The following is a 1934-nucleotide window of genomic DNA, read 5'->3' as shown; positions in this document are numbered from 1 at the left end:
GGCGCTCTGCTGACCATCAACGGCATTGCGGCAGGGATGCGTAATACAGGCTGATGGAGGGTTATCTCATCTCTACATTGCCCTAGCTGAGATGCAACTTCAGCGAAAGTAAACTGCTCAGGCACAATTCCGTGCCTGAGCAGTTTTGTATAGGGCTACACACACAATCAGCTCTCGACGATGGAGTATAACGACGATCGCCATTTATTGAGAGTGTGGCGCGACACAAATCTCAGCTAGCGATCGCGCATAGCAGCACAGTGGTCTTAAATCGATTCAGTTCAGGACACTCGATGAACCGTCACATTAAGTTTTATTGAGAAAACGCATGAATCAGCTTCAACGGTCAGCGTTTGCCCACATTGTTTCTTCATTCGCCGCTGATTGTGCTTCAAAAAATTAACTTTGATTAAGAAGTGTTTCATTCGTCACGGAAGCGACTGAGTTTACTGAACGCTCCTTCTGCTTTCCAATGAGTCATGACCCGCTTATAGCGCTTACCTTCAGGCAGAGATTGCCTCACTTAATGGGTGTATAAATCGTTGCTCTTGACTCCCATTCACCGCAAAGCTACCCGCTGTGACACCTCAGCAATCGGACTAAACGCGCTAGAAAACTTTAAACAAGCTTCCCTAAGATTAACGGGAACTTTACATTCGATTTGGGTCTTTGCCCAGGGAGATGCAGATGTCTAGACAACTCACACTCCGAAAAACTGCTGGTCTGAGCGCGATCGTGGCTGGTCTTGTAGCTAGTTCTGCGATGTTCGCTCAAGCTAGTACTCCAACCCAAGCCGAAGTTCCCGCTCAAGCTCAGGCTCCGACTTCTAAGCCCGTCACCCCAACCACTCCCGATGTAGCTCCGACAGCTCCTGCTGGAACGAGCCCCTCGGCTCCAGTCGTAATTCCAGCTCCGACTGAAGCACCCACGGCTGCTCCAGTTGCTCCTGCGGAAGCAACTCCGACTGAAACGGCTCCTGCGAGTACTTCCCAATCAAGCACCATTGTCGATGTTGCTGCTGCTAACAGCTCCTTCAAGACCCTAGTGGCTGCTGTAAAAGCAGCCGGTCTGGAAGAAACTTTGGCAGGGACAGGTCCATTCACCGTCTTTGCTCCAACGGACGCAGCGTTCGCTGCCTTACCCAAAGGAACGCTAGCGGCACTGCTGAAGCCGGAGAACAAGGCAAAGCTGAGAAAGGTGTTGACCTACCACGTCGTGCCGGGTGCGGTGGCATCAAACACAATCAAGCCAGGCAAAGTCAAGACGGTGGAAGGTAACTCAGTGACCCTACGCACCTCAGGGGGTCAGGTACTCGTGAACAACGCCAAAGTGACGGCAGCGGACATCTCCGCCAGCAACGGTGTAATTCACGTCATCGATAAAGTGATTCTGCCACCGGGCGTGTAACCTCCTTATCGCTGCTCTTTGTCGTGCAAGCACGCTCCCTGCCCCGTTGGGTTGGGGAGCGTTTCTTTTTAGAACTTCTTCAGTTCCAGGCGATATCGGTAGAGAGCAACGGGGCGATCGCCCGCCAAATACGCCTTGGAGTGGGGCGGCGTCAGGTAAACGGCAGTGATTTGATCGGCAGTAATGCTGCCATTGGGCTGGAGCGAGTAGGCACTCGTAGTTTCAACCTGATTCTTGTACGGTTTCTCAGCCGCCTGAAAAAACTGATCAAACACTTCGCTGGTAATAAAGTGGTTGGTGTTCGGCTGCTCGACCGCGCGACCACTGACGGTAGAAAACAGCTTGCGATTATCTCGGAACTTAGTAATCTGGCGATTGGAGTCCCGCCGATCGAGCCAGACCCGCACGACTCGATCGCCCAAATACGTTTTTGCTAAATTCAGCCCATTAAACGCGCGATCGGAGATAATCTCTACCTTTTGCAGCGACTTCGTTGGCAGCGACAGCAGGGGAAGCGTTGATCGCTT

Annotated in this window: 2 protein-coding genes; one reads left to right on the top strand and one right to left on the bottom strand. The window is 52.1% G+C overall.

Annotated elements, in window-relative coordinates; translation table 11 throughout:
* Window positions 1-687 precede the first annotated feature (687 nt).
* Complete coding sequence (locus tag H6F43_RS13755) at window positions 688-1407, top strand: fasciclin domain-containing protein (protein WP_242025596.1); 720 nt, start codon at window positions 688-690, stop codon at window positions 1405-1407.
* Between the two features lie 68 nt (window positions 1408-1475).
* Here the strand turns inward: H6F43_RS13755 and H6F43_RS13750 are convergent.
* Window positions 1476-1934 (bottom strand): DUF6816 family protein (locus H6F43_RS13750; protein WP_347272415.1); only part of this gene is annotated, 459 nt, incomplete at its 5' end.

It is taken from the genome of Leptolyngbya sp. FACHB-36, from assembly GCF_014695955.1.
In the GTDB taxonomy this organism is placed as follows: Bacteria; Cyanobacteriota; Cyanobacteriia; order Leptolyngbyales; family Leptolyngbyaceae; genus FACHB-36.
This window is presented reverse-complemented; position numbering and strand designations above follow the sequence as displayed.